The sequence below is a fragment of the Mycobacterium sp. NPDC049093 genome, from assembly GCF_040704635.1.
Lineage (GTDB): Bacteria > Actinomycetota > Actinomycetes > Mycobacteriales > Mycobacteriaceae > Mycobacterium.
This window is the reverse complement of sequence record NZ_JBEZJS010000003.1, coordinates 598,047-618,589: the sequence shown is the minus strand read 5'-3', so window position 1 is coordinate 618,589 and position 20,543 is coordinate 598,047. Positions and strand designations below refer to the sequence as shown.

Annotated in this window: 23 protein-coding genes; 10 read left to right on the top strand and 13 right to left on the bottom strand. The window is 68.1% G+C overall.

The annotated features are described in order from the left end of the window. The first annotated feature begins 3 nt into the window (after positions 1–3). On the top strand, positions 4–903 hold the full coding sequence (locus AB0876_RS13410; RefSeq protein WP_491838874.1) for an alpha/beta fold hydrolase: 900 nt from the start codon (positions 4–6) through the stop codon (positions 901–903). A 12-nt stretch (positions 904–915) separates the two neighbouring features. Here the strand turns inward: AB0876_RS13410 and AB0876_RS13405 are convergent, their stop codons facing one another. Both AB0876_RS13405 and AB0876_RS13400 read right to left on the bottom strand, forming a co-directional pair. Further along, entirely contained in the window at positions 916–2,181 is a 1,266-nt protein-coding gene (locus tag AB0876_RS13405) for an HRDC domain-containing protein (protein ID WP_491838875.1), read from the bottom strand. A gap of 1 nt (position 2,182) precedes the next feature. Beyond that, complete coding sequence (locus tag AB0876_RS13400; RefSeq protein ID WP_491839345.1) at positions 2,183–2,719, bottom strand: DUF3000 domain-containing protein; 537 nt, start codon at positions 2,717–2,719, stop codon at positions 2,183–2,185. A 156-nt stretch (positions 2,720–2,875) separates the two neighbouring features. Here AB0876_RS13400 and hemE point away from each other — a divergent pair, with 156 nt between their 5' ends. The 4 genes from hemE (at position 2,876) to AB0876_RS13380 (ending at position 6,949) form a co-directional block, all read left to right on the top strand. After that, the gene (gene hemE, locus AB0876_RS13395) at positions 2,876–3,937 is read left to right on the top strand and encodes a uroporphyrinogen decarboxylase (RefSeq protein WP_491838876.1); all 1,062 of its coding nucleotides are present in this window, start codon (positions 2,876–2,878) and stop codon (positions 3,935–3,937) included. Continuing rightward, complete coding sequence (locus AB0876_RS13390; protein ID WP_526042185.1) at positions 3,934–5,289, top strand: protoporphyrinogen oxidase; 1,356 nt, start codon at positions 3,934–3,936, stop codon at positions 5,287–5,289. The genes hemE and AB0876_RS13390 overlap by 4 nt, the downstream gene beginning before the upstream one ends. Before the next feature lie 4 nt (positions 5,290–5,293). Beyond that, on the top strand, positions 5,294–5,989 hold the full coding sequence (gene hemQ, locus AB0876_RS13385) for a hydrogen peroxide-dependent heme synthase (protein WP_526042184.1): 696 nt from the start codon (positions 5,294–5,296) through the stop codon (positions 5,987–5,989). A gap of 216 nt (positions 5,990–6,205) precedes the next feature. Then, the gene (locus AB0876_RS13380; RefSeq protein WP_491838878.1) at positions 6,206–6,949 is read left to right on the top strand and encodes a class I SAM-dependent methyltransferase; all 744 of its coding nucleotides are present in this window, start codon (positions 6,206–6,208) and stop codon (positions 6,947–6,949) included. 9 nt (positions 6,950–6,958) lie between these two features. Here AB0876_RS13380 and msrB read toward each other — a convergent pair whose 3' ends face one another. Next, complete coding sequence (msrB, locus tag AB0876_RS13375; RefSeq protein WP_491838879.1) at positions 6,959–7,375, bottom strand: peptide-methionine (R)-S-oxide reductase MsrB; 417 nt, start codon at positions 7,373–7,375, stop codon at positions 6,959–6,961. A 33-nt stretch (positions 7,376–7,408) separates the two neighbouring features. After that, on the bottom strand, positions 7,409–8,152 hold the full coding sequence (locus tag AB0876_RS13370; RefSeq protein ID WP_491838880.1) for a helix-turn-helix transcriptional regulator: 744 nt from the start codon (positions 8,150–8,152) through the stop codon (positions 7,409–7,411). Between the two features lie 92 nt (positions 8,153–8,244). Here AB0876_RS13370 and AB0876_RS13365 point away from each other — a divergent pair, with 92 nt between their 5' ends. Further along, a complete protein-coding gene (locus AB0876_RS13365; protein ID WP_526042183.1) occupies positions 8,245–8,817 on the top strand; it encodes a class I SAM-dependent methyltransferase in 573 nt (190 codons plus the stop codon). Here AB0876_RS13365 and aftC read toward each other — a convergent pair. The 3 genes from aftC to AB0876_RS13350 are packed head-to-tail and all read right to left on the bottom strand — an operon-like array spanning position 8,809 to position 12,511. Further along, positions 8,809–10,101, bottom strand: a complete 1,293-nt coding sequence (aftC, locus tag AB0876_RS13360; RefSeq protein ID WP_491839346.1) for an arabinofuranan 3-O-arabinosyltransferase — start codon at positions 10,099–10,101, stop codon at positions 8,809–8,811. The genes AB0876_RS13365 and aftC overlap by 9 nt on opposite strands. Before the next feature lie 33 nt (positions 10,102–10,134). Next, positions 10,135–11,712 (bottom strand): alpha/beta hydrolase, encoded by a 1,578-nt coding sequence (locus AB0876_RS13355; RefSeq protein ID WP_491838882.1) that lies wholly within the window; start codon positions 11,710–11,712, stop codon positions 10,135–10,137. A 28-nt stretch (positions 11,713–11,740) separates the two neighbouring features. Further along, the gene (locus AB0876_RS13350; protein WP_526042182.1) at positions 11,741–12,511 is read right to left on the bottom strand and encodes a pyrimidine reductase family protein; all 771 of its coding nucleotides are present in this window, start codon (positions 12,509–12,511) and stop codon (positions 11,741–11,743) included. A gap of 34 nt (positions 12,512–12,545) precedes the next feature. Here AB0876_RS13350 and zapE point away from each other — a divergent pair, with 34 nt between their 5' ends. Beyond that, on the top strand, positions 12,546–13,583 hold the full coding sequence (gene zapE / locus AB0876_RS13345; RefSeq protein ID WP_491838884.1) for a cell division protein ZapE: 1,038 nt from the start codon (positions 12,546–12,548) through the stop codon (positions 13,581–13,583). Here the strand turns inward: zapE and AB0876_RS13340 are convergent. From AB0876_RS13340 to AB0876_RS13325, 4 genes are read right to left on the bottom strand one after another with little or no spacing between them, the layout of a single operon-like run. Then, positions 13,580–14,098 carry a GNAT family N-acetyltransferase gene (locus AB0876_RS13340; protein WP_526042181.1) on the bottom strand — a complete coding sequence of 173 codons (519 nt, stop codon included), beginning with the start codon at positions 14,096–14,098 and terminating at the stop codon, positions 13,580–13,582. The genes zapE and AB0876_RS13340 overlap by 4 nt on opposite strands. Beyond that, complete coding sequence (locus tag AB0876_RS13335) at positions 14,098–14,631, bottom strand: hypothetical protein (RefSeq protein WP_491838885.1); 534 nt, start codon at positions 14,629–14,631, stop codon at positions 14,098–14,100. Before AB0876_RS13335 ends, AB0876_RS13340 begins: the two co-directional genes overlap by 1 nt. A 45-nt stretch (positions 14,632–14,676) precedes the next feature. Next, on the bottom strand, positions 14,677–15,102 hold the full coding sequence (locus AB0876_RS13330; RefSeq protein WP_135361876.1) for a PPOX class F420-dependent oxidoreductase: 426 nt from the start codon (positions 15,100–15,102) through the stop codon (positions 14,677–14,679). A 40-nt stretch (positions 15,103–15,142) separates the two neighbouring features. Beyond that, complete coding sequence (locus tag AB0876_RS13325) at positions 15,143–15,889, bottom strand: Clp protease N-terminal domain-containing protein (protein WP_491838886.1); 747 nt, start codon at positions 15,887–15,889, stop codon at positions 15,143–15,145. A gap of 167 nt (positions 15,890–16,056) precedes the next feature. On the opposite strand from AB0876_RS13325, the gene AB0876_RS13320 reads away from it, so the two are divergent. Then, positions 16,057–17,397 (top strand): sensor histidine kinase, encoded by a 1,341-nt coding sequence (locus tag AB0876_RS13320; protein ID WP_064879281.1) that lies wholly within the window; start codon positions 16,057–16,059, stop codon positions 17,395–17,397. A 1-nt stretch (position 17,398) separates the two neighbouring features. Here the strand turns inward: AB0876_RS13320 and AB0876_RS13315 are convergent, their stop codons facing one another. Further along, a complete protein-coding gene (locus AB0876_RS13315) occupies positions 17,399–18,133 on the bottom strand; it encodes an SDR family oxidoreductase (RefSeq protein WP_491838887.1) in 735 nt (244 codons plus the stop codon). A gap of 45 nt (positions 18,134–18,178) precedes the next feature. Here AB0876_RS13315 and AB0876_RS13310 point away from each other — a divergent pair, with 45 nt between their 5' ends. Further along, positions 18,179–18,523, top strand: a complete 345-nt coding sequence (locus AB0876_RS13310; RefSeq protein WP_526042180.1) for a winged helix-turn-helix transcriptional regulator — start codon at positions 18,179–18,181, stop codon at positions 18,521–18,523. On the opposite strand, the gene AB0876_RS13305 is transcribed toward AB0876_RS13310, so the two are convergent. Beyond that, positions 18,511–19,173 carry a FadR/GntR family transcriptional regulator gene (locus tag AB0876_RS13305; RefSeq protein ID WP_526042179.1) on the bottom strand — a complete coding sequence of 221 codons (663 nt, stop codon included), beginning with the start codon at positions 19,171–19,173 and terminating at the stop codon, positions 18,511–18,513. The two genes, AB0876_RS13310 and AB0876_RS13305, sit on opposite strands and share 13 nt — an antisense overlap. Before the next feature lie 140 nt (positions 19,174–19,313). Between AB0876_RS13305 and AB0876_RS13300 the strand changes: the two genes are divergently transcribed. Further along, positions 19,314–20,474, top strand: a complete 1,161-nt coding sequence (locus AB0876_RS13300; RefSeq protein ID WP_526042347.1) for a CynX/NimT family MFS transporter — start codon at positions 19,314–19,316, stop codon at positions 20,472–20,474. The last annotated feature ends 69 nt before the right edge of the window (positions 20,475–20,543 follow it).

Sequence of the window (20,543 nt, the reverse complement as noted above, 5' to 3'; positions counted from 1 at the left end):
GACATGGACGCCGAACTGCAGAACTGGAAGGACGCCGGGCAGTCTTTCGACTACCTCGGCTTCGACATCTTCTACCGGGTCGAGGGTAGCGGGCCGAATCTTCTACTCATCCACGGTTATCCGTTCAACTCCTGGGACTGGTCACTGATCTGGCCGACGTTGACCGAGCGGTTCACCGTCATCGCGCCGGACATGATCGGCATGGGGTTCTCCGACAAGCCCGTGGCCTACGGCTACACGGTGCCCGACCATGCCGACATGCACGAGGCGCTGCTGGATCACCTCGGCGTCGGCAGCGCCCACATCCTGGCCCACGACCTGGGTGATTCGGTGGGTCAGGAACTGCTGGCCCGCCACCAGTTCGGTGACCGGTCCTACGGCGCACTGAACATCGAATCGATCACCTGGCTCAACGGCGGACTGTTCAACGAGGCCTACACGCCACGGCTCCTGCAGAAGGCGATGTCGCGAACCCCGTTGGGCGACATCATGAGTCCGCTGCAGGGCAGCCGGTTCTCACGTCGTTTGGTGGAGCCCACCATCAGGGAGATGTTCGGCGTGAACACCAAACCGTCGCAGGATCTGATGGAGAAGTTCCACCAGATCCTGGAGTTCAACGACGGGAAGCGGGTCGTCCACAAGGTCGGACGGTTCGTCAACGACCGCTATACCCACCGCAACCGGTGGGTGCGGGCCATGCGGGAGACCGACGTGTCGATGCGGCTGATCGACGGGCCGTCGGACCCGAACTCCGGGCGGCACATGGCGAAGCGCTACCTCGAGGTCATCCCCGATCCCGACGTCGTGATGCTTGCCGACGACATCGCGCACTGGCCGCAGATCGAGGATCCGCAGGGGGTGCTGACGCATTTCCTGGCCCACATCGGCCGGGTGGGCGGATGAATCGGCGGAGGCTCAGTCGGAGCTGAGGGCGGCGGCCAGCACCGGCACCGTCAGTTCCCGCTGCCACGGCCGGACGTTGGCCTCGACGAGGAATTCCTCCACTGCGGTGGCCACGTCGCCGACAGGACGCCAGTCCCAGCACAACCGGCGCACCACTTCGGGGGTGATGAGGTTCTCGGCGGGCACTGAGACCCGCTGCGACAGTTCGGCCAGACCGGCCCGGGCGGCTTCAAGGCGCGCCGCGGCCTCCGGTTTGCGTCTGGCCCACCGCGCTGCGGGCGGCGGGCCGCTCTGAGCGTCGTTGGCCTCGGGCGGATCGGTGTTGTCCCTGGCCCGGGCCAGGGCGTCCAGCCAGACCTTCGCGCTCTTGCGCTGTTTGGCGCCGCCGAAGACCGGCAGGGCGATCAGTTCCTCGACCGTCTTGGGGTCGGTAGTGGCGGCGTTGATGATCGCCGCGTCGGGCAGGATCCGTCCGGGTGCGATGTCGCGTCCGCGGGCGATGGTGTCGCGGGTGGTCCACAGCTCGCGTACGGCCGACAGTGCCTGCGGGTTGCGCACCTTGTGGATACCGGAGGTGCGCCGCCAGCGGTCACGCCGGGTGGGCTGGGCGACGTAGGTGCGCAGATACTCGAATTCCTGTGTCGCCCAGTCGGTTTTGCCCTGCTCCTCGAGGACCGCGGCGATCGCGTTGCGCAGTTCCAGCAGTACCTCGACGTCCAGCGCGGCGTAGTTGAGCCAATCGGCAGGCAGCGGGCGTTTGGACCAGTCGGCCGCGCCGTGGCCCTTCATCAACTGCAGGCCGAGCAACCTTTGGACCATCGCCGCGAGGTTGACCCGCTCGAAACCGGCCAGCCGACCGGCCAGTTCGGTGTCATAGAGCTTGCCCGGGCGCAGGCCGATCTCGGACAGGCATGGCAGGTCCTGGTCGGCGGCGTGCAGCACCCATTCGTCCTGGGACAGGGCATCGGCCACCGGCGCCATCGCGTCGATGGGGGAGCCGCCGTGGTTGACCGGGTCGATCAGCGCGGTGCCCGAACCCGCGCGGCGGATCTGCACCAGATACGCACGGTTGGAGTAGCGGAAGCCCGACGCGCGTTCCGCGTCGATCGCGAACGGGCCGCTGCCCTTGGCCAGAGATGTTGCCGCTGAGGAGATTTCACCGGCGGTGACACAGACCTCGGGCACCCCTTCGGCGGGGGAGAGCAGCGGGGTCGATTCGGACTCTTCGGGCTCGGCAGCGCCTGAGTCTGTTGAGACTGGAAGGTTTTCGTCGGTCATGTCAAGCGCGCGTGCGGGAACTCAGGTCGGTGACGCCGGCCGGCGGCAACCCGGCGGCGTGCTCGAGAACTTCACAGAATGCCTCCACGTGCGGTCCCAACTCCAGATCGGTGGCGGTCCAGGAGGCCCGCAGCTCGAGCTGATGGGCCCGCGGCGGGCCGGAGATGTCGCCGTAGCGGACCGAGGTGGTGGCGGTGACGGTGCCGCCGAGCGCGGTGACGTGCTCCGCGCGGGTGTCCAGGGCATCCACCAACCAGCTCCACGCCACCTCGGGCAGGAGCGGGTCGACGGCCTCACTGGAGTCAAGGTCGGCCTGGATGTAGGCGACCAGCCGCATGGTGCCGTCCCAGGCCTCGGCGCCTTCGGGGTCGTGCAGCAGGATCAACCGTCCGAAGGCGTCGCCCTCGGAACGCTCCGGGACGACCGTCGCCTCAGGATGTCGGACCTCGGCGCCCAGCGCATAGCTGTACGGCGCCAGCCGCTGGGGCGGTCGTATCGGACCCAGCTCGATTTCCGGCCGTACGGTGGTGGCGCTCATCGCCGCCACCGCCGTCCGGAACTGGGCCGGTTCGGCAGAGGTCACGGCTTTTGACGCTAGCTGATAAGGCAAGGACGGTACGCAGGCGCGCCGGAGTGAGGCAGTCACGAACCGGCAACGGCCCGCGTCAGACGGGTCGTGGCACCATAGGAGCCGATGAGTACCCGCCGGGAGCTGCCCGAATCCCCCTACCTTGCCGCCGCCAGTGGCCGCACTCCGCACCGTGTGCCGGTGTGGTTCATGCGCCAGGCCGGCCGGTCGTTGCCGGAATATCGTGCGCTGCGCGCCCAGCACCGCATGTTGGACGCCTGCTTCGACCCGGAACTGGTCTGCGAGATCACCCTGCAACCGGTGCGCAGGCACGGGGTGGACGCCGCGATCCTGTTCTCCGACATCGTGGTGCCGCTGAAAGCCGCCGGGATCGGCCTGGACATCGTGCCCGACGTGGGTCCGGTGATCGAACAGCCGATCCGGACGCGGGCGGATGTCGAGGCCATGAAACCGCTTGATGCGGCACAGGTCTCGCCGGTCACCGAGGCGGTCTCGATGCTGGTGCGCGAACTGGGCGACGTGCCGCTGATCGGCTTCGCGGGCGCCCCGTTCACGCTGGCCTCCTACCTGGTCGAGGGCGGTCCGAGCCGACACCACGAGCGCACCAAGGCGATGATGCTGGGCGAGCCGGCCACCTGGCACGCCCTGATGGCCTCGCTGACCGATTTGACCATCGCCTTCCTACAGGCCCAGGTCGACGCCGGGGTTGATGCGTTGCAGGTGTTCGACTCCTGGGCCGGGACGCTGTCGCTGGCCGATTACCGCGCCTACGTGCTGCCGCACACCACGCGGGTGTTCGCCGCCATGGCCGGGGCCGGCGTGCCGATGACGCATTTCGGGGTCGGCACCGCAGAACTGCTGGGCGCCATGTCGGAGGCGCTGGGGTCCGCGCCGGCCACCATGGTCGGGGTGGACTGGCGTACCGCTCTGGTCGACGCCGCGGCCCGGGTCGAGCCCGGCCGCGCACTGCAGGGCAACCTGGATCCGGTGGTGCTGCTGGCGGGTTGGCCGGTGGCCGAGGAGGCGGTGCGCCGTGTGGTCGCCGACGGGCGGGCAGCAGTGGCCGCCGGGGCGGCCGGGCACGTCTTCAACCTGGGCCACGGTGTGCTGCCGGCGACCGATCCCGGCATCATCACCGAGGCGGTGACCCTGGTGCACTCCCTGTGAGTGCGTCCTATTGCATTGTCGGCGGCGGTATTTCAGGACTCGTCGCCGCCTATCGGTTGAGGCTGGCAGCCGGACCCCGGGCGCAGATCACGCTGCTCGATCCGGCGGACCGGCTGGGCGGCGTGCTGCGCACCGAACGGGTCGGCGGGCAGCCGTTCGATGTCGGCGCCGAGGCGTTCATCGTGCGCAGGCCCGAGATGCTCGACCTGCTCGACGAGCTGGGACTGGCCGGCCGACGGCTCAGCCCCACCGGCACCCGCCCGCTGATCTACAGCGGTGCGCGGATGCATCAGTTGCCGCAAGGCACCGTGCAGGGCATTCCGGCGCAGGCGTCGTCGCTGCTCGGTCTCGTCGACGACCAGACCGTGGCCCGCATCCTCGACGAGCGCGCGCGGCCACTGAAGTGGACTCCGGGCGCCGATCCGTCGGTCGCCGAGCTGGTCGGTGACCGGTTCGGCCCGCAGGTGGTGACGCGGTCCGTCGACCCCCTGCTCACCGGCGTGTACGCCGGATCGTCGATGACGATCGGAGTGCGTTCGGCGGTGCCGTCGGTGGCCGCCGCGCTGGACCGCGGGGCCCGCAGCCTCACCGACGCGGTGCGCGAGGCACTGCCGCCGCCGTCGAACGCACCGGTGTTCGGCGCCGTCGACGGCGGCTACACCGTGCTGCTCGAGGAGCTGCGCCGCCGGGCCGACGCGCGGTGGGCCCAGGTCACCGCGGTGCGGGTGGACCGGCACGGACGCGGCTGGTCGGTGCTCGACGACGAGGGGGCCGGCTGGTACGCGGACGGGGTGCTGCTGGCGGTGCCGGCGCCGCACCTGCCGTCGCTGATCGAGCACATCGCACCGCAGACGGCGGCCGCGGCCCGGCGCATCCGGGTGGCATCGGCAGCGGTGGTGGCCCTGGCGCTGCCGGGCGGGACACCGTTGCCGCAGCAATCGGGCGTGCTCGTGACCGCGGGGGAGCGCCTCAACGCCAAGGCGATCACCATGTCCTCCCGCAAGTGGGGCCGGCGCGGGAATGTCGAGATGGTGCGGTTGTCCTTCGGCCGGTACGGCGATGACATGGCTGCCAACACCGGCGATGACGACCTGCTGGCCTGGTCGGCACGCGATCTGAACACGCTGTTCGGTGTCACGGTGGATCCCGTGGACAGCCATGTCCACCGCTGGATCGACGCGATGCCGCAGTACGGTCCGGGCCACGGCGAGCTGGTCGCCGAACTGCGCGCCGGGCTGCCGCCGACCCTGGGGGTGGCCGGCGCTTATCTCGACGGGATCGGGGTGCCCGCATGTGTGGGCACCGCCACCCGGGCGGCCGGGGAACTGGTGCGCGGCGGCGTGGCACGATAGGCGCATGGCCAAGCTCGACTACGACGAACTGAACTCCACCCTCCGCTACCTGATGTTCTCGGTGTTCGCGGTGAGCCCCGGGGAATTGGGTGAAGAACGCACCCAGGTGACCGACGAGGCGGCGGCGTTCTTCAAGACCCAGGAAGAGCGCGGAGTCGTCGTGCGCGGCCTGTATGACGTGGCCGGCCTGCGGGCCGACGCCGACTTCATGGTCTGGACCCACGCCGAGACCATCGAGGCGCTGCAGGCGACCTATTCGGACTTCCGCCGCACCACGGCACTGGGCCGCATCAGTGACCCGGTGTGGAGCAGCGTGGCGCTGCACCGGCCGGCCGAGTTCAACAAGAGCCACGTCCCGGCGTTCATCGCCGGCGAGGACCCGGGCAACTACATCTGCGTGTACCCGTTCGTCCGGTCCTATGAGTGGTACCTGCTGCCCGACGAGGAGCGGCGGCGCATGCTGTCCGAGCACGGCATGGCCGCCCGCGGATACAAGGACGTGCGGGCCAACACGGTGCCGGCGTTCGCGCTCGGCGACTACGAGTGGATCCTCGCCTTCGAGGCGCCCGAGCTGCATCGCATCGTCGACCTAATGCGCGATCTGCGGGCCACCGATGCCCGCCGCCACACCCGCGAGGAGACGCCGTTCTTCACCGGCCCGCGGGTCAGCGTCGAGGACCTGGTCGCCAAGCTGCCGTAGCATTCGGCGATTTCTGTCGTTGTCACGCTGGAGTGGCTGTCGAGCCCGACGCCCACTCCAGCGTGACAATGAGGGTTGGGTTCGTGGCCCGTTGTCACGCCAGAGTGACCCTGCCCGTCGAGCGCCACTCCAGCGTGACAGTGGGTGTGACGGTGGGGGTGACGACCGCAGGTGGACTGACCTGGGCTTTCAGTCAGCGGGTCTACCCTCGCGGACATGACTGCTCCGCAAGAATCCGATCGCTTCGAAGAGATGTACCGCGACGAGCGGACGGCGCATGGACTGCCCGCCGCGACACCGTGGGACATCGGCGGGCCGCAGCCGGTCGTGCAGCAGCTCGTCGCGCTGGGCGCCGTCAAGGGTGAGGTGCTCGATCCCGGCACCGGACCTGGTCACCATGCCATCCACTACGCGTCAAAAGGCTTGTCGGCCACGGGCATCGACGCCTCACCGGCCGCGATCGAACGGGCGAGACAGAACGCGCAGAAGGCCGGCGTGACGGTGGACTTCCGGGTGGCCGACGCGACCAAGCTGGAGGGGCTGGAAGGCAAGTTCGACACCGTCGTCGACACCGCCTTCTATCACGTCTTCACCGACGAGCCCGAGTTGCAGAACTCGTACGCGCGGGCCCTGCACCGGGCCACGAAACCCGGTGCGCGGCTCTACATGTACGAATTCGGTGACCACACCGTCAACGGCTTCAAGATGCCGCGTTCGATGACGGCCGACGATTTCCGTGGGGTGCTTCCCGACGCCGGCTGGGAGATCACCTATCTCGGCACGACCACCTACCAGGGCAATGTCAGCGTCGAGGTCTTCGAGATGATGGCGGCCCGCAACCCTGACATGGCCGACCAGATGACCCCGCTGCTGGAGCGGCTGCGGGTCATCGAACCCTGGCTGGTCGACGGACGGGTGCACATGCCGTTCTGGGAGGTGCACGCCACCCGGGTCGATTGAGGCCCAACCTCACTCCGTCTTGGGCACCAGCTTCAGCGAGATGGAGTTGATGCAGTACCGCTGATCGGTCGGGGTGGGGTAGCCCTCGCCCTCGAAAACGTGGCCCAGGTGGCTGTGGCAATTGGCGCAGAGCACCTCGACCCGCCGCATGCCCAGCGACGTGTCCGACCGCAGGATCACCGCGGCGGAATCGGCCGGATCGAAGAACGACGGCCAGCCGCAATGCGATTCGAACTTCTCGGAGCTGCGGAACAACTCGGCGCCGCAGGCCCGGCACTCGTAGACACCCTCGGTCTTGGTGTCGGTGTACTCACCGACGAACGGGCGCTCGGTGCCCGCCCGGCGCAGCACGGCGAACTCCTCCGTGGTCAGCTTCTCGCGCCACTCGTCATCGGTCAGTTGCAGCTTGGGACCGTCGGTCGTCATGTTTCCACGCTACGTGCTCCGCGTCAGTGTGCGCTATGCCCACACCAGTTCTCGGCTGGCCTGGCTCGGTGCCATTCCGAACATCTCGTGACAGACCCGATTGGCGTGTGCGCTGTCGGTGAACCCGGCGGCATGGGCGGCGTCGGTGAGCGATGCCCCGTCGCGCAGGGCTTCCACGGCGCAGCGTAGGCGCGCCCAGCGAACGTACGTCGGAAACGACTGTCCCACCTGCTCGTTGAACAGCCGACCGAGCCGGCTCGGTGACAGTGCGACCTGTTGTGCGACGTCGGTGAGCCGGACCGGGTCCGGAAGCAGGCGCGGGACCAACTCGACCGCGGCGAGCACGCTCGCGTGCCAGCTCTCTGCCGTCGGCCGGGCGTAGCCGGTGGGCGGAGCGGCCATCAGGTCGTCGAGCAGCTGTTCCGGTGGCAACGGACTTGTCCAACAGGGAAGTTCGCGACCGGTCGACACCCATTCGGCCACATCGTCATTGTCGGGGCTGGTACGGCTGAAAGCGCTCGGGTCGAGGAAGACCAGTACCCCCGATGTGGGCGTGAGGATCCGGATCGAATGGTCCCGCCCCGGCGGGATGACCGCGGCGGAGGTCACCTCTCGGCGTCCGTGCGCATCGGCCAGCTCGAACGGACCTGCCCAGGACCGCACCACCTGGGCGGCCGCGTGGCGATGTCGGCGGGCGTCGGACAGCTTGCCGGTGTAGCACAGGGCACCCGCAACGACCGCCAGTGCACCTGACCAGGCGGCGCGGTCTTCGCTCATCACCTCAATCTCTCATACGACCGATCGGTACAAGCGATGGCGGCGACAACCGGTCAGGGTGGAGTATCAGCACATCGAGGACGGGAGCTCTCATGCCGGCAATGTCACGGATCGAGCGCGCATTCTGCAAGACGGCGCTTTGGCGCGGAGGAACCGGGCAGGCCGTGCTCGGCAGCATCCCGGTCGATCGACTCGGGAATGATGTGCTCGAAATCGGTTCGGGCAGTGGTGATGTCGCGGCCCGGCTACGCCAGTCGAACCCAGAGCTGGCAATCACCGCCACCGACTTCGACCCGGCCATGGTGCGCACCGCGGCCCGCCGGCTGGGGGCATTCGACAATGTGACCGTGCGCGGGGCCGATGCCACAGACCTGCCGTTCGGCGACGACTCGTTCGATTCGGTGCTCAGCTGCCTGATGCTGCACCACATCGTGGACTGGGAGAAAGCGGTCGCCGAGATCGCCCGGGTGCTGCGACCCGGCGGGGTGTTCACCGGCTATGACCTGACCCGCACCCCGATGGCGACCGCGATCCACCGGCTCGACCGGTCACCGTTCCGGCTGGTGAATCCCGATGAACTGGACGAGGTGTGTGCGCGCCACGGCCTGGCGATGCAGACCCGTACCCGGTTGGCGGGCCAGGTCATGCAGTTCACCTCAGACTGATTCGGCTTCCTTGGGGCGGCTCAGCCACGGCGGGTCGATACCCTCGTCGAGCCTGCCGTCCTGCTTGGCGTCCAGGTAGCGGAAGTACAGCACGCAGAACACCACGATCAGCATCAGTGACCAGCCGTAGGTGATCTTCATGTACTCCAGGAAGCGGCCGGTGGTGGGCCAACGCCACAACAGCCAGCGGTCCATGGTCATGAATCCGTAGACGGCCAGCCACGCCGGCCAGTTGCGGATCACCGAGTTCGGCAGCACCACCGTCATCAGGAACGGGAACAGCATCATCGAGTAGTAGCCCTGGGCCAGTCCGAGCACCAGCCACGAGCTGACCAGCAGGACACCCGAGGAGGTCAGCATCCAGAACAGCTGATCGCGCTCACGGTAGTAGCGGTACAGCAGCCAGAGGCTGACCACTGCCAGCACCACGGCGGCCAGGCGCAGCGCGATGATCAACCACATCGGCAGCCCGTAGTAGATGCCGTTGCCCAGGATCGAGGAGTTGAAGTAGTCGCGGGTCTCCAGGATGTAGGGCGCGGTATTGCGTATGAAGCCCATCGGGTCGGCCGACAGCGGCCAGGCCACCGCGTTGAACACCAGTGGCACACCGACGGCCGTGATCAGCGCGCGCCACTGCCGGTTCAGCAGCGGCAGCAGCAGGAGCACCACCAGCAGCGGTTTCACCACCAGCGTCAGACCGATGGCCGCGCCGGCGATCAGGACGTTGCGGGTGCCGCCCTTGAGCAGGAACCAGAAGAACAGCACCTCACCGAGCAGCACGCAGCCGTTGATGTTGGTGAAAACCAGTGTGTTGGTGACCGATTCGGTGCAGAACATGGCCAACAGCAGCGCCGGCAGCGCCACCGAGGTCAGGGAGAACTTGAACAGCCGTACCAGAAAGCAGGCCGCGATGATCACGGCCACCGCGTTGAACGCGACAAACCAGAAGCGCGACGCGAACTCGGGCAGGAACCCGAACGGAGACAGCAGCAGGGTGCCGCCCGGCGGGTACAGGTAGTGCGGATCGACGAAGTTGAAATGCTCGTTGTAGATGGCCCAGTGCCGGCGGAAATTCGAGACCGCGCGATACACGGGCCCGAAGTCGTCGGTGATGTAACCGTTGGTCGCCAGCACGTAGCTGCGATGGATGATCGACAGGATCGCGATCGGCCACAACACCGAGCGCAGCACCGAAGCGGTGCTCGGCGCGGAGGTGCGGGGACGGAAGGAGTTCAGAAGACCGACTCGGACTGAATTGGTCGGGGGTTCTGCTTCGGCCACCAGCGAACCGTACACCGACGCCGATCGTGCCCCGCGTCAGGCAGGACAGTACGTGTCGGTCTCGGGCAGTTTGCCGCTGTCGAGGTAACCGGTGAGCGGCGGGAGCGCGCACGGCGTGTAGATGCTGGCGCCGTGGCCGATGCCCTGCCACATCACCCGCCGGTTGTTGGCGCCGGCGTTGATGATGGTCGCGGCGACGGCGGCGACACCCTCGCTGCCGACGATCGGGTCGTTGCGCACGCCGAGCAGCAGCACCGGAATCTTGAGGTCCTGCGGGTCTTTCGGTGCCGTGCCGCTGGGCCAGTTGAGGCATTTGACGAGATTCAGCGCGCCGACGGCGCCGAACTGCGGGTAGAGCTTGCCCCAGGCGACCACCAGTTCGCGGACCCGGTCCGGGGTGGGCCGGTTGAGGGCGTCGCTGCAGGAGTTGACGAACTGGCCGTCGGATTGGCGCAGGTTGTCCGCCTGGGTGATGAGGCCCGAGATCGGGCCGGCGTCACCGGCGCGAGCCGCGGCCAGGGCGTTCGCCAGGTTGTTGGTGGCGGCCACGCGGTCGCCCTGGGGGAAGCCCATGCCGGTGGTGATCGCGTCGGCCAGGGTGGCCACCGAGGCCCCGCCGGGGCCGCGACCGGCCCGGGCGTCGGCCAGCAGAGCGTCGACGGCGCCCTTCGGATCCGGCGCCAGCGGGCAGTTGGTGGCCACGCACTGCGCGGCGAAGGCGTCCAGTGCGGCCTGCTGTCCCTTGACGCGTTGCTCGGCCGCGGCCTCGGCGCCGACGGCCAGCGGCAGCGGGGAGTCCAGGATCAGCCGGGACACCTTGTTGGGGTGTGAGCCGGCGTAGGCCAGTGCCACCTGGGCGCCGTTGCCGACGCCCATCAGGGCCAGGGCGGGCACATCCCAGGTGCTGCGCAGCCGTTCCAGATCTTCGGCGGCGTGGGCGTTGTCGTAGGCCGAGTCGCCCGGGGCGATGGTGTCGGTGCAACTGGTCGTGGCGGTCATGGTGACCGCGCCCAGGTTGGCCACCGGATCATCGCCGGCCTGAAACTGCGTCTGGTCCAGCATTTCCTGACGGTCGTAGACGTCGCGGCAGTCCAGTGCGCCGGACATCCCGATGCCGCGCCGGTCCACTGCGACGACGGGATGAGATTTGAGAACGTCGGTTCCCGAGTGCGCCAGCCACGTCGGCAGCTGCACCGAGGAGGGAATGTCGGATCCGGTGGTCATCACCAGCGGGCCGGCATCGGCCGGGGTCTGCGTGGACCGGGCCCGCACCACGCCGATGCTGAGCGTGCCGGTGGCCCCGTTGATCGAGTCGAGATCGGCGTCGTAGGTCGCGCAGTCCAGCGTGATGTCGGGCAGCGGCTGGATGCCGGCACCGTTGAACACGCGCGGCGTGCAGTCCCGCCAGGACAGGTCGTTCTTGGGCGCTTCGATGCCGGGCGGGCCGGCTGGGGCGGCCGAGGTGGTTTCCGGCTGCCCCTGCGGGTGGGCGCCGGAGTTGGTGGCATAGCGCGGATCTGCGGCCAGCAGGGGTGAGCATGCGGTGAGCAGTAGTGACAGGACAGGTGCGGCGACCGCCGACCTCCGCAGGGCTTTCACCAGCTGATGACGCATGCTGACCACAGTAGCGACACGGTTTGTACTAGCCGCGGACGTAGCGGGTGTACAGGTAGCCCTCGTCGTCGGTGAGCAGGTGAGCAGGCCGCATCCGGGTGTGCGCATGGCCCGGACCCGTGGCGATGCGTCGAGCCACGCCGCCGACGAGGACCGGTGCCACGGTCAGGCACAACTCGTCGAGTAGCTCGTTTTCGATCAGCAGGCTCAGCAGCGACGGGCCGCCCTCGGTCAGCACCCGGAAGAGCTTGCGTTCGGCGAGGATTCGCAGCGCAACGGCTGGTTCGACGCGCGTCGGGTCCGCGCCGGAGGCGCCGAGCACCTCGGCGACCCCGCCCAGCCGCCGACGCGCGTCGGCCACGGTCTGGGTGGCGGTGAGGATCAACGGTGGGACCTCGGTGCGCGTGAAGAATTTGGCTTCGTGGTCGAGGGCGGCCGACGCGGTGACGACGGCGATCGGCAGCACCTCGGCCTGTCCGCGCCGCTGGCGTTCCTGCCGTTGGGCGGCTGACAGCTGTACACCGGAGTAGTTCTCGATCCGCACCGTCGCCGCGCCCATCAGGATGACGTCGGCGCTCTGGCGCATGAGATTGAACACAGCCCGGTCGCCCGGACCGCCCAGCCCGCCGGACTTGCCGTCCTCGGTGGCGCCGCCGTCCAGACTGCTGATCATGTTGCCCCGGACCCAACATCGCTGCAGGTCATCGGGGTAGGCGTAGTACTGAGCCAGCTGACCGTCGGCGATCTTGTCGACGTTTCCCAGCACGGTCAGGTCTGTCCCGGCGGTGTCATCGGACATGAACTGAATTGGAGCACGTCGTTACGCTGCCTGAATGCACGGGTCCAGCGGCGTCGCTCATCTCGCCGATCGTCATCCCACCGTCACTCCGGAGCGGTTGGTCGCACAGTTGATTCCGCCGCCGACGTTCGCCGACGTCAGCTACGACAGCTACCGGCCGGACCCGGCCGAACCGTCCCAGGCCGCCGCGGTCGAATCCTGCCGCAAATTCTGCGAACAGGCTGCGATTCGCCGGGCGGGCAAGAAGAAGCTGTTCGGCAAGCGCGAGGTCCTGCCCGGGGTCGGGCTGTACCTGGACGGCGGGTTCGGCGTCGGCAAGACCCACCTGCTGGCCTCGACGTATTACACGCTGTCCCAGGGGGACGCCCCGACCGCGTTCGCCACGTTCGGCGAGCTGACTCAGCTGGCCGGCGTGTTCGGCTACAACGAGTGCATCGACCTGCTCTCCGAGTATTCGGTGGTGTGCATCGACGAGTTCGAGCTCGACGACCCGGGCAATACGACACTGATCTCGCGGTTGCTCTCGGCGTTGGTGGAGCGCGGCGTCTCGATCGCGGCCACCTCCAACACGCTGCCCGAGCAGTTGGGCGAGGGCCGGTTTGCCGCCCAGGACTTCCTGCGCGAGATCAACACGCTGGCCCAGATATTCACGACCGTCCGGATCGAGGGGCCCGACTACCGGCATCGCGATCTGCCACCGGCGCCCGAGCCGTTGTCCGATGACGAGGTGGCGCAGCGGGCCGAGGGCGTCGTCGGCGCGACCCTCGACGACTTCGACGTGCTGTGTGCGCACCTGGCGACCATGCATCCGTCGCGCTATCACGCTCTGATCGAGGATGTGACCGAGGTGTTCATCACCGGGGTGCACCCGATCGAGGACCAGAGCGTCGCGCTGCGACTGGTCGCGCTGACCGACCGGCTCTACGACGCGGGTGTCCCGGTGCTGGCGTCGGGGACCAAGCTGGACACCATTTTCAGCCCCGAGATGGTCGCCGGAGGCTTCCGGAAGAAGTACCTGCGGGCCACCTCGCGTCTGCTGGCGTTGACGGCTGCCGCGCAGAGAACGGCCTAGACGGGCCGGACCATCACGTAGTCGTTCTCGACACCCGTCCCGAGCCGGAACGTCTTGGTGCCGCTGACGGTGAAACCGTTCTTGGCGTAGAAGCGCTGGGCGCGTTGGTTTTCCTGGTTGACCCCGAGCCACACGCAGGCGACGCCGGAATCGGTCGCGGTCCGCAGCGTCTCGGTCATCAGGGCCTGCGCGGCACCGCGGCCGTGGCGATCGGGCAGCACATAGATCTTGGACAGTTCGAGCGCGGGTCGATGCGTCACTGCCCGCTGCACGTCGGCGTCGTCGGGCACGCCGTGAATCAGCATGGCGTAGCCCGTGATCGAGCCGTCACGCGCCACCAGAACGATCCGGTCCGGATCGTTGAGGTACTGGCCGAAGCGGGCCTCGGAGAGGTTCTCGGCGATGAAGGCGGCAACGTTGTCCGGCGTCACCGACGGGGGACAGGCCAGCGGAAAGGTGGCGGCTGCCACCGCGGCGAGTTCGGGAAGGTCCGCCGCCGTGGCACGGGCGATCATCAAGGCAGGGGCGCGCCCGGCTGCCACAGGTTCCACTGCGCCAGGTGCTTGCCCGTCTTGGTGTCGGTCAACACCACATTGGTGACCAGTGCGCGGTAGACGTCCCAGTAGACGTCGCCGTTGACGGTGGCTCCCGGAGGCGCATTGCGCAGCGCTGCCTCGAGCCGGTTGGGCGCATCGGTGTGTTTGGGGGCGTAAGCGTCGGCGTAAGGGGTGACGCCGTTGAACGTGAACGCCAGCGCCATCGCGTAAGGGTTGGGTGCAGCGATGGTGGTCACGGTGATCGGGGCCCGCCACGGGCCGCCCTGGGCGCGCCAGCGCGGCGAGCCGTTCCAGCCCCAACCGGGCGGTACGTCGCTGGCGAGCACGTCGTGCACCGTGACGTCGGCGACGACGCCGTTGTCGGTCTCGACCCGCAGCGTCTGGCCGATGTTGCCGATCGGGGCGCTTTCGGCCGAGGCCGTCGGCGGGGCCACCAGGGCGGCGACGGCGGCGACCACAGCCGTGAACATGAGCGCAAACCAGCGAGGCATGCCAGGCATGATCGCACAAATTGAAACGTGTTACAGCCGGATGGGTCAGGACACCCAGGGGCCGACGCCGCCAACCTTGTCGATCCGGATGCGGGTGAGCCAACCGGGCGGTGCGTCCTTGGGCGGAAACGGAACATCGGGGGCGGCCAGGGTCTGCGCCAGCTCCTTGAGGAGTTCCGGTGCCCCGCCCTCGACGATGCGGGCCGTACCGGTGATCGCCAGGTAGGGGCGCATCGCTTCGCCCACCCGTCCGGGATCGACGATCGTCAGGGCCACGCGGGGGTCGCGTCGGACATTGCGCACCTTCTTGTGCTCGGCCAGGTGCGCGGTCACCAGCTCGTCGCCGTCCGGTGTGGACTGCAGCGCCACCCAGACCAGGGTGACCTGTGGGCTCCCGTCCGGGTTCAGGGTGACCAGCGTGGCATCGGCACCTGCGCCGATGAATTCGCGTGCGGCGTCGTTGAGTAACACGTCAGGTTCTACGGTTGCGCGGACGCTTTCATTCCCGGGTTCACTGTTCGGCGCTGTCCTGGCCTTCCGCGGTGAACGGCGCCAGGGCCGCGGCGAGTTCGGTCTCGAACCGTTCGGGGTCCGCGCCGAGTCGGTGCAGGGGCCCGTCCTCGCCTTCGGCCTCGGCGAGGGCGAGCAGGATGTGTTCGGTCCCTATGTAGTTGTGGCCGAGCCGAAGTGCCTGACGGAATGTCAGTTCCAGCGCCTTCTTGGCCGCGGCGCTGAACGGGATCAGTGCCGGTACCGTCCCGGCGGGCGGCGGCAGGGTGATGCTCGAGCGAGCTGTCTCAGCGGTGATTCCTTGGCTGACAAGGAGTTTGGCGGCCAGGCCGTCGGGCTCGGCGAACAGTGCCAGCAGCAGGTGATCAGGGGTGATCTCGGTGTTGCCGGCTTCGTGCGCGGTGTTCTGGGAGACCACGATGACGTTGCGGGCCCGCGGGGTGAACCGGCCGAATCCGGCGTTGGGGTCAAGGGCGGCCGGGTCGAAATCGGGGACCTTCGGCACAAAGCGTTTCTGGACGGCCTGCTTGGTGACGCCCATGGCCTTGCCGATGTCGGTCCACGATGCGCCCGAGCGCCGGGCCTGGTCGACGAAATGCCCGATGAGGTGGTCGGCGATCTCGCCGAGGGCATCGGCGGCGATCACGGCATCGATCAACTGCTCGAGCGGTTCGGTATGAGCCTTCTTGATCGCGCCGATGAGGTCGTCGAGGCGGACGGGGTTGGAGATGGTGACGGGTTTGCTCATGCGTCAACTGTAGGTTGACGAAAGTTGATCGTCAACCATGAGTTGACGATGATGGGCGTCGACGGTGCGGTGCTGGCGGCGCCCGCTCGCCCGGATCGGGCAAGATAGCGCCGGTGAATCTCGAAGATCGCGTCCTGACGCTGCTGCGCCCCGTGCTGCGGCCGGTGATGCGCGTGTTGTCGTTGCGCACGATCGTCATCGTGGGTGCGCTGTCGGTGGTGGTCACCGTCATCACGCTCGGGACCTGGGTGTGGATCGGCGTGACCAACGACCAGTACAGCCAGCTGGATCGGCGCCTGGATTCATTGAGCAGCCTCGGCGATGTCAGCACGCTGCTCACCGCCACCAAGCAGGGATCGGCGGACAAGGCCATGCCCGACGACGGAGGTCTCGTCCGCACCGCCCACATCGGAGGCGTCAGCGTCTCGGTGCCCAGCGACATCGTCCTTCCGCGGCTGGAAAACGGTTACACGAACACCACGATCGACGGCGTCGAGTACCGCGTACGCACCTTCACGGCGGGCCCCGCGACCATCGCGCTCGGTGCACCACTGGCCGAGACGCAGCGCCGGATCGATGAACTGCACCTGCGGGTCCTGCTGATCTGCGGTGGCGTCATCGGCAGCACCATCGTGGTGGGCTGGATGATCTCGCTGGTGATGATCACGCCGTTCCGGCTGCTGGCTCAGCAGGCCCGTGCCATCAACGCCCAGTCCAAGCCCGACGAGGTACAGGTCCGCGGTGTGCGTGAGGCCGTGCAGATCGCCGAGGCGGTCGAGGGCATGCTGGCCCGCATCGGCAACGAACAGGAGCGCACCAAGGCCGCGCTCGAATCGGCCCGCGATTTCGCCGCGGTGGCCTCGCACGAACTTCGGACCCCGCTCACCGCGATGCGTACCAACCTGGAAGTGCTGTCGACGCTGGACATGACCGACGAGCAGCGCAAGGAGGTGATCGGGGACGTCATGCGCACGCAGAGCCGCATCGAGGGCACCCTGACCGCCCTGGAGCGGCTGGCGCAGGGGGAGCTGACCACGGTCGAGGACTTCGTGCCGATGGATGTCACCGAATTGCTCGACCGCGCGGCGCACGACGCGCTGCGGACGTATCCGGGACTGCGCGCCACGCTGATGCCCTCGCCGACGGTATTGATGCTGGGCATGCCGGCGGGCCTGCGTCTGGTGATCGACAACGCCATCGCCAACGCCGTCAAGCACGGTGGCGCCACCGAAATCCGGCTGAGCGCAGTCAGTTCGGCCGACGACGTGCAGATCGTCGTCGACGACAACGGTTCCGGGGTGCCTGAGGTCGAGCGGGCCGAAGTGTTCGAGCGGTTCGCCCGCGGATCGACAGCGTCGCGGTCGGGATCCGGTCTGGGTCTGGCACTCGTCGCCCAGCAAGCCGAATTGCACGGTGGCACAGCTGCTTTGACGGAAAGCCCGCTGGGCGGCGCGCGGTTGCTGCTGCAGCTGCCGTTGACCCGGCGGGTGGAGGACGCGCCCTTCTGAGTCAGGGGTGCGCGGTGGCGACGTAATCGGCACCGCCGACATACACGGTGTCGCCCGAGGTGACCGGTTCGAGCGCGGCGTCGACGATCGCCGAGGCGAACTCCTCGATGGTGGGCAAGGTGCCGTGAATCTGTCTGGCCGAAACGGCATCGGGGTCTCGGCGGGCCAGCAGCCGCACGATGATCGTGCCCTCGATCATGTCGCCGGACACCACCACGAACGACACACCGGCGTCGTCGAAACGGGACTGCATCGCACGCAGCGCGTCCTCGCCGGCACGCTTGCTCGCGGCGATGGGCAGGTAATCGTCGGGAACCGGCTGTTGTCCGTGGAAGTGGGCCTGGTGGCTGGTGACGAACACGATGCGGCCGCCGGGGGCGAGCAGCGGCAGCGCCGCCTCGGCCAGGCGTACCTGGGCGTCGCGGTTGATCCGCATCGCGTAGCCCGCGTCGGCGCCACGCTCCAGGCCGCCGGAAGCGTTGAGTATCAACATGTCCAGGCGGCCGAATGTATCCCTGATGTGGTCGATCAGGTTGGCGGTCGCATCGGGATCGCACACATCCGCCCCCGCGACGGACCCCTGGCCGCCTCTCGCCTCGATGGCGTCGACGATCGCTTTGGCCCGCTTGATCTTCTCGCGGTAGTTGACGATCACGTGCACGCCGGCGGCTCCGAGTTGGTGCGCGACCTCGGCGCCGATCCCACGTGATGCGCCGGTGACGAGCGCGACTTTCATGACTGCCTCCGTGCTTCTGATTTAGAACCAATATGATGGTTCTAAATGAGAAGCGCAAGTGGACCCGAGTTCGTTCGCCGTGGTGAAGACCCGGCGAATGCGCCGATGCTGGCCGTCATGGAGCTGCTGGGCCAGCGCTGGGTATTGCGGGTGATCTGGGAGCTCGAACCGGGGTCGTTGGGATTCCTCGAACTGCGCCGACACATGGGCAATTGCTCGTCGAGCATGTTGTCGGAGCGGCTGCAACAACTCGTGGCGGCCGGGCTGGTCGTCAAGAATGAAACCGGGGCCTGGGAACTGACGGTCGCCGGTGCCGGGTTGGGGGCGGCGCTGTCGGGGCTGTGGGACTGGGCGGAGTCCTGGAAGGTGGGGAAGGCTCAGCAATCCTGAGCCGGGGACCTCTCCAGCAGTTCATCGAGGAAACCTGCGGCCTCCTGTCCGGCACGTTCCACATCGCCGGCGGCGATCGCCTCGACCAGATCGTCGTGCGGGAACATCCCGCCGGGGCCCGCGCTCGTCGTCGCGACGCTGGCGGTGATCGCCTCAAGGAGCCCGCGGTAGATCTCGACGAGTACCGGATTGTGCGACGCCCGCACGACGGCCAGGTGGAACTCGGTGTCGGAGTGGGTGAACTGAGCGTGGTCCGTGGTGTCCGTGTGTGCCAGGTGGGCGCGTAGTTCGACAAGGTCCGCTTCGGTGCGCGCGACGGCGGCCAGGCGGGCACCTTCCACCTCAAGGCAGCGCCGGACCTGCAGCACGTCGCGCAGCTCAGATCCGCACAGCCGGCGCAGGGCCGCGGATACCTCGCTGGTGGCCCGCACATAGGTGCCGTCACCCTGCCGGACTTCGAAGATGCCGTTGTGTGCCAGGGCTCGGACCGCCTCGCGCACGGTGTTGCGTCCCACGCCGAGGGCCTCGACCAGTTCGGGCTCGGTGGGGATGCGGCTGTCGACCGGCCATTCGCCCGAGGTGACCAGGGTGCGCAGTTGCTCGATCACCTGGTCGACGAGGCCTGTGCGTCGCGTTGTGGCGAGCGGCACGTGAAAGTCCTTTCATCCAATCATGGGATGTATGGCATCATAACCGGGTGAGTAGGTCTCTGCGCAAGGAAACGCTGAACGGTTACGAGCACGATCTGGAGCTCGAACTCGACGGTGCCGTAGAGGTACGCCCTGCACAGATGGCGGCGGGCGGTGCCCTGCTGATCGTGGCGGTGGTCCTGACCGCGCTGAACCTGCGTCCGGCGATCACCAGCATCGGGCCGGTTCTCGGCGAGATGCGGGAGTCGCTCGGCGCCTCGGCCGTGTGGGCCGGCGTGCTGACCACTCTGCCCGGCCTGTGCTTCGCCGCGGCGGGTCTGACCGCGCCGTGGCTGGCCCGCCGGATCGGTTTGGGCCGGGCGATCTCGGTCGCCCTGGTGATTCTGAGCGTCGGCCTGGTGGCCCGGGTGCTCGACGGACCGTACGTGGTGATCGGCGGAACGCTGGTCGCCACCGGAGGCATTGCGCTGGTCAACGTGCTCATCCCGGTCGTGATCAAGGGTTCGTTTCCGGCCCAGATCGGACTGATGACCGGTGTCTACACCGCGGCCCTGCAGGGCGGCGGGGCGCTGGGTTCAGCGGTCACCCCACCGCTGGAGCCTCTGCTCGGCGGATGGCGGGGCGCGTTGGGTGCCTGGGCGCTGGTGGCCATTCTCGCGCTGCTGTTCTGGTTGGTGGGCGCGCGGGGAATCAGCACCGCCCGCACCGAGGCGGCCTCGTCGGGGACGGCCGGTCGCTCGCTGCTGCGCAGTCCGTTGGCCTGGACGATCACGTTGTTCTTCGGCTGCCAGTCGTTCCTGGCCTACATCGTCATGGGCTGGCTGCCCGAGGTGTTCATCGACAGCGGGGTCAGCAAGACCGACGCCGGCCTGCTGCTCGGGTTGGTGTCCATCCTGGCCGTCCCGATCAGCCTGATCGTGCCGCCGCTGGCGGCCAAGCAGAAGCACCAGAGTGGCTGGATCGTGGGGCTCGGCGTGGTCGGCATGATCGGCATGATCGGGCTGCTCGTCGATCCCGGCGCGGCGCCGCTGCTGTGGAGCTTCTTCGTGGGCATCGGGATGAGCGTGTTCTCGTTGGCGCTCACCGTGATTGCGCTGCGCGCGCGTAACGCGGAGGACACCGCACGGCTCTCCGGCATGGCGCAGGGTTTCGGCTATCTTCTTGCCGGTGTGGGTCCGTTCTCGTTCGGGCTGCTTCACGACATGACCGCCGGCTGGACGGCGCCGTTTGCCATGGTGATGGTCATCTACCTGGTGCAGATGGTGGCGGGCGCGCTGGCCGGCCGGAACCGATACGTGTGAGTCACAAGCCTGGCTTGTGACGCCACAAGATCGGGGTGCCTACCGCTGACCGGTCGCGGCCACCAGCAT

Bases quoted from the DNA above. Each gene is read 5' to 3' on its own strand.
- AB0876_RS13405 (WP_491838875.1), bottom strand. From the start codon at position 2,181: ATGACCGACGAAAACCTTCCAGTCTCAACAGACTCAGGCGCTGCCGAG.
- AB0876_RS13410 (WP_491838874.1), top strand. From the start codon at position 4: ATGGACGCCGAACTGCAGAACTGGAAGGACGCCGGGCAGTCTTTCGAC.
- AB0876_RS13310 (WP_526042180.1), top strand. From the start codon at position 18,179: ATGAGAAGCGCAAGTGGACCCGAGTTCGTTCGCCGTGGTGAAGACCCG.
- AB0876_RS13370 (WP_491838880.1), bottom strand. From the start codon at position 8,152: ATGAGCGAAGACCGCGCCGCCTGGTCAGGTGCACTGGCGGTCGTTGCG.
- msrB (WP_491838879.1), bottom strand. From the start codon at position 7,375: ATGACGACCGACGGTCCCAAGCTGCAACTGACCGATGACGAGTGGCGC.
- zapE (WP_491838884.1), top strand. From the start codon at position 12,546: ATGCACGGGTCCAGCGGCGTCGCTCATCTCGCCGATCGTCATCCCACC.
- AB0876_RS13380 (WP_491838878.1), top strand. From the start codon at position 6,206: ATGACTGCTCCGCAAGAATCCGATCGCTTCGAAGAGATGTACCGCGAC.
- AB0876_RS13400 (WP_491839345.1), bottom strand. From the start codon at position 2,719: ATGAGCGCCACCACCGTACGGCCGGAAATCGAGCTGGGTCCGATACGA.
- AB0876_RS13365 (WP_526042183.1), top strand. From the start codon at position 8,245: ATGCCGGCAATGTCACGGATCGAGCGCGCATTCTGCAAGACGGCGCTT.
- AB0876_RS13355 (WP_491838882.1), bottom strand. From the start codon at position 11,712: ATGCGTCATCAGCTGGTGAAAGCCCTGCGGAGGTCGGCGGTCGCCGCA.
- AB0876_RS13350 (WP_526042182.1), bottom strand. From the start codon at position 12,511: ATGTCCGATGACACCGCCGGGACAGACCTGACCGTGCTGGGAAACGTC.
- AB0876_RS13300 (WP_526042347.1), top strand. From the start codon at position 19,314: ATGGCGGCGGGCGGTGCCCTGCTGATCGTGGCGGTGGTCCTGACCGCG.
- AB0876_RS13325 (WP_491838886.1), bottom strand. From the start codon at position 15,889: ATGAGCAAACCCGTCACCATCTCCAACCCCGTCCGCCTCGACGACCTC.
- hemQ (WP_526042184.1), top strand. From the start codon at position 5,294: ATGGCCAAGCTCGACTACGACGAACTGAACTCCACCCTCCGCTACCTG.
- AB0876_RS13315 (WP_491838887.1), bottom strand. From the start codon at position 18,133: ATGAAAGTCGCGCTCGTCACCGGCGCATCACGTGGGATCGGCGCCGAG.
- AB0876_RS13340 (WP_526042181.1), bottom strand. From the start codon at position 14,098: ATGATCGCCCGTGCCACGGCGGCGGACCTTCCCGAACTCGCCGCGGTG.
- AB0876_RS13335 (WP_491838885.1), bottom strand. From the start codon at position 14,631: ATGCCTCGCTGGTTTGCGCTCATGTTCACGGCTGTGGTCGCCGCCGTC.
- hemE (WP_491838876.1), top strand. From the start codon at position 2,876: ATGAGTACCCGCCGGGAGCTGCCCGAATCCCCCTACCTTGCCGCCGCC.
- AB0876_RS13320 (WP_064879281.1), top strand. From the start codon at position 16,057: ATGCGCGTGTTGTCGTTGCGCACGATCGTCATCGTGGGTGCGCTGTCG.